Source organism: Actinoplanes cyaneus (genome assembly GCF_016862095.1).
Lineage (GTDB): Bacteria > Actinomycetota > Actinomycetes > Mycobacteriales > Micromonosporaceae > Actinoplanes > Actinoplanes cyaneus.
The window spans coordinates 1-4,396 of record NZ_BOMH01000127.1 but is presented as its reverse complement, the minus strand read 5'-3'; the positions used below and the strand labels follow the sequence as shown (position 1 = coordinate 4,396).

Annotated in this window: 6 protein-coding genes; 4 read left to right on the top strand and 2 right to left on the bottom strand. The window is 64.4% G+C overall.

What is annotated here, in order from left to right; genetic code table 11:
- Window positions 1-198: 198 nt before the first annotated feature.
- Window positions 199-981, bottom strand: a complete 783-nt coding sequence (locus tag Acy02nite_RS45845; protein WP_203756550.1) for a helix-turn-helix domain-containing protein — start codon at window positions 979-981, stop codon at window positions 199-201.
- Window positions 982-1,016: 35 nt separating this feature from the next.
- Here Acy02nite_RS45845 and Acy02nite_RS45840 point away from each other — a divergent pair, with 35 nt between their 5' ends.
- Window positions 1,017-1,460 (top strand): nuclear transport factor 2 family protein, encoded by a 444-nt coding sequence (locus Acy02nite_RS45840; protein WP_203756547.1) that lies wholly within the window; start codon window positions 1,017-1,019, stop codon window positions 1,458-1,460.
- Between the two features lie 268 nt (window positions 1,461-1,728).
- Entirely contained in the window at window positions 1,729-2,682 is a 954-nt protein-coding gene (locus Acy02nite_RS45835; RefSeq protein ID WP_203756545.1) for a hypothetical protein, read from the top strand.
- On the opposite strand, the gene Acy02nite_RS45830 is transcribed toward Acy02nite_RS45835, so the two are convergent.
- A complete protein-coding gene (locus Acy02nite_RS45830) occupies window positions 2,665-2,994 on the bottom strand; it encodes a hypothetical protein (RefSeq protein ID WP_203756542.1) in 330 nt (109 codons plus the stop codon). The two genes, Acy02nite_RS45835 and Acy02nite_RS45830, sit on opposite strands and share 18 nt — an antisense overlap.
- Window positions 2,995-3,023: 29 nt before the next feature.
- On the opposite strand from Acy02nite_RS45830, the gene Acy02nite_RS45825 reads away from it, so the two are divergent.
- Together Acy02nite_RS45825 and Acy02nite_RS45820 are read left to right on the top strand one after the other, a co-directional pair.
- Window positions 3,024-3,491 (top strand): hypothetical protein, encoded by a 468-nt coding sequence (locus tag Acy02nite_RS45825; RefSeq protein WP_203756539.1) that lies wholly within the window; start codon window positions 3,024-3,026, stop codon window positions 3,489-3,491.
- A gap of 310 nt (window positions 3,492-3,801) precedes the next feature.
- Window positions 3,802-4,218, top strand: coding sequence for a hypothetical protein (locus tag Acy02nite_RS45820; RefSeq protein WP_203756536.1), 417 nt, complete (start codon window positions 3,802-3,804; stop codon window positions 4,216-4,218).
- The last annotated feature ends 178 nt before the right edge of the window (window positions 4,219-4,396 follow it).

The window sequence follows — 4,396 nt, the reverse complement described above, 5'->3', positions numbered from 1 at the left end:
GCAGAAACACCTGCGGCATTAGCAACCGGCCACCGTGCCTGCGGCCACGCGCCTACTCATCGGTCCTCGACTCTGTCGCTCGCTCGCTTGATCACGCGGCGGGCGCTGTACCCCCAACCGCCCGCCGGCCCGGCCAGACCCGAGCAGCGAGCCTCCGGATGCGCAGCGTCGAAGCGGCGGCGCGAGGCGCGGCGAGCACTATCCGCGGCATGACAGTGCGCTATCCGTGAAGTAGCGAGCACTTTCAGCGTCAGCCGGATAGTAGGACTCGATAGCTATTTCGTCAATCGTTACGTCCATCGGGGTGCCGAAGGTGGTGATAGTCGAGAATAGTCGCAGCTCTCGCCCATCGACGCGAAGGATCATCGGAATAACGACTTCTGTTTCGATCATTCGACTCGACGTTCCGTCGAACTCCGGCTTCAGTAGCTCTTCGTAGAGGGCGGTGAGTTCGGGGTCAGGAGCTGAAGCGAGCTGGCGCGCGATACGGGTGCGAAAGACTGCTCGCACGTCGGCCAAGTTGACGACCAAGCGCGCGAGCCCATGCGGGTGCAATCCGAGTCGTACGAGATTTACGGGCGGCTGTAGCAGCTCGGGTGCTACGTGCGCAAAGAATGGGTCGACAGCTCGGTTGGTCATCACAATGTTCCACCGGCGATCGAAGACGATCGCCGGATACGGTTCGTGCGCGCGCAGGACCTTGCCGATGGCGTTGTGGACGGCTGACAGCGCGTTGTCTTCGAGGGCACGCTCGGCGTACCGGGGTGCGAATCCTCCGGCTAGGAGAAGCTGGTTGCGCTCCCGAAGCGGAACGCGGAGCTGATCTGCCAGCCGAAGGATCATATTGGCGCTCGGTTTCGATTTGCCTGTCTCGACCAGGCTGACGTGCCGGGATGAGACGTCCGCTGCGATTGCAAGATCCAACTGGCTCAGTCCTCGGCGTCGCCGCCACTGGCGCAGTAGTTGCCCGACCGTGTCCACGGTCCGACAGCGTACGCGTTGCGGCGGAGGAGGCCATGAAATGCGAGTTCATCGACAAGCGCGACAAGCAGAGAAACACTAGGTCCATGACCACGCAGAGCAAGGCTCTCGTCCAACGCGCGTTGGCCGGATTTATCGAGACGGGTGACGTTGACGCGCTCGCACAGTTCTTGAGCGAAGACTTCATGCATCACCGGCCGGACTCGAGTGCAATGACCAAGACGGACTGGCTTGCCGCTGTCCGGGCTGCGCTTGCACCGCTAGCCGGCATGCAGGTTGAGATTCAGCACATACTGGCCGACGGTGATCACGTCGTGGTGCATTCACAGCGTCGACTCCCGGACTCGGGCCCGGAGATCGCGGTCGTCGACATTTGGCGCGTCAACGGCGGGCTGATCGTGGAAGGGTGGGAGATTATCGAGCCGGTAGCTCAGGCGGCCACCAACCTGGTGTGGTGGCAATCTGCTTCTCGGTGCTGACGATCGGTATTGAAAGGGAGCGCCCGGCGCAAGACGCCAGCATCATGTCGAATGCCGGAAGCGTATCCACGCCGAACTCGCCGCCACGGTCACGGGCACCGTCATGACAGCAGCTTCGGCTTTCACCCAATGAGGCCGGTCAGATGCTGACGATCTCACGGCTCTCGGTCTCATCCAGCTGACCGACGAGGTGATCGCCGTGGTGGCCGGCTTCCGGCCCTGAGCACCGGCCTTCCGCAATCCACAGCGGCCACTACGATCGACGGCCATGGCCCGGACCACACCTCAGCGCCCGCTGAACATCGACGAACTCTTCCCCGAGCTGCGTGAGCACCGCGGGACGGCCACCCGGCTGCACCCGCGCACGGGCTCGCCCACCGTCGCCGACAGCTCGATCGGCGGACCGCTGCTGTGGCCGGCCGAGGAGCCATGGCCGATGTGTACCGACGGTGAGGACCACCTCCCTGAAACGCTCCTGAACCCGGTGGCGGTCCTGCGTAGCCGGCAGATACGCGCAGCGGCAGCGGACCGTAAGCTCACCCCCGAGGAACGGGCCGAGCTGCGTGCCCTGGACTCCGAGGAGCCGGAGGAGTTGATCCACCAGCCGGTGCCTATGATCCCGGTGGCCCAGCTGTACCGCCGGGACGTGCCCGACTTCGCCGGCCCGGACGACACCGATCTGTTCCAGATGCTGTGGTGCCCGCTGAACCACGCGGATGAGGACGCACCTAAACTGCGGCTGCTCTGGCGGCGTGCTGCCGATGTCCGCGAGGCGCTCACGAACGCACCTCAGCCACTGGCCGTCGAGGAGAACTACCTGCCCAACCCCTGTGTCGTACATCCCGAACAGGTCGTCGACCACCGGGACCGGGAGGTGCTGCCCGCGCCGCTGCAGGCTCGCCTGGCCGACTGGGAGAAGGACACCGACGGGCCCGGTTACTCGGCCTGGTCAGTGGTGCCGGGCTGGAAGATGGGCGGCTTCCCGTCCTGGCGCATGAGCGGTCCCGGCACGGCGGACTGCCCGACCTGCCACACCGAGATGACCCTGCTATTCACCGTTGGCTTCGGCGAGTGGGACAGAGATGGTCACTGGCGGCCGGTGGAGGATCCCGCCGACACCACCGACCCAATGACCGAGGTGGTCATCGGGCGGGGCTTCGACTGGTACGTCTTCCGGTGCCCGGTCTCCTACGATCATCCGTTCTCAGACATCATGCAGTGACCACCCGGATCCGTCACCGGAACATGCCGGCGGGCCGGCGGGCCACTCCTCCCACCTCATGGCAGGACCGCCGAGCAGCCAACCGACCGCCGGCACGGCCGCCTGCGGGTGCTGGACCAGGGTGGCCTGCCCGTCGATGCACCACTCGGTGTGCTCGCCCAAAACCAACCCCGGCTGGGCCAGGCCTATGTCGCGTGGCAGGTCGACGTAGGTGAGGCTGCGGCCCAGCATCCGGCCGATCCGGTCGACCTTCTCCGCCGGGTCAGCGACTCCGGGCCGGTCAGCTCGTACGACCGACAGCGTGCCCGTCATCGACGTTCAGCCGGGCGGCCACCGCGGCGATGTCCTCCTACCGGATTGGCGAGTTCGCCGCGTCGCCGCGGGCGTCGCGAACCACGTGGCCGGCCCGGATCTGCGGCACCCACAGACCCGTCCGACTGGCAGAGCACCTATTCGATGTAGCTGGTATTCGTCAGCCCGCGAGCGTCTCGTTTACGCAGTGCAACAGCTCACGGCGCGCGCTCTGGAACGAGGCGCTGGCGAACGACGAGCTGGGTGTTTCCGGCCTGTTGCACACCGCGGGCCGGCTCGACGACGACACGCCCATCCCGTACGGCTGGAGTGTCGATGTGCCGACCCGGGCCGGTTTCCCGCTCCACCGCCACGGCGGCTTGTGGGCAGGTCTGAGCGCCCAGATCGCCCGGGTGCCCGCGCAGCGTGCCGCTATGGTCGTAATCGCCCTGGATCACATGAAGGACCGCACCCAAAGGCTGGCCGACGATCCGATCAACGAGCTGCTCGCCCGCTGAGAAGGTCCGCGCGCGGTCGGCGGCAAGAGAGTGCGTCAGATTCATCGCCGGAAGCCGCCCTCGGGGCCAGAAGCTCCCTGCACCCGGGCTCGGCACATGACCTTCCTCCCGGGTTGTTCGGACGCTCCCTCGAGGAAAATAGAGCCGGCACGCTCGCCTGTCCACCAGCGCTCGACATCACCGACGAATCAGGTGAAGATTTCACGGAGATCCATTCGAGCCGGTGTGCCCCCGGCGTTGAGATGAGTTACGCGGAGACCTTGAACTAGTTTCACCTGTGTCGATATCTGATCTCGCGAGGAGCAATTGATTGATAATCGACTATAACTCCAACGGCCTGACTGGATTTCATGCCGAGGAATTCCCTGAAGCGCCGGACTTCGCTGTCGAATTAACATCTTCAGAATTCGGCTTCAATCTGACTTACCGTGTCCAATCCCTGGCGATCACCATGGAGTGGAGCTGGCTCAAAGCCACGGATACGGAAATTCGTTCCTGGACGGTAAGCGATGTTCCCCGCGGCACGCTCCAAGAGCCCTACTACGACTCGGACCAGGGCTGGAATGTCATGATCTGGGAGATGGGGGACCATGTCTACGTCGCGGAGGGCGAGGGCGATTGGGACGAAGATCGGGACTCGAATACGTACACGATGTGGTTTAAGGTGCCGCGCGGTCTGCACGACCGGGCGTGGGTGGCAGCGTTGAATCGACTGCGGGTGGGTTGAGGTGGCATGTTGCCAAACCTCGAAGCCGGATAGCAGCGGCGGCAAGCAGCAGTGAGATCACCGTTGCCGCGACGGCAATTCATTGACGAGCCGGTAACAACGCACTCATATCGGCTACTTGTTTCATTGCTCTGGGACCGCGGCCAGGCCAGGTTTCGGTCTAGGGCCTGTTTTATAA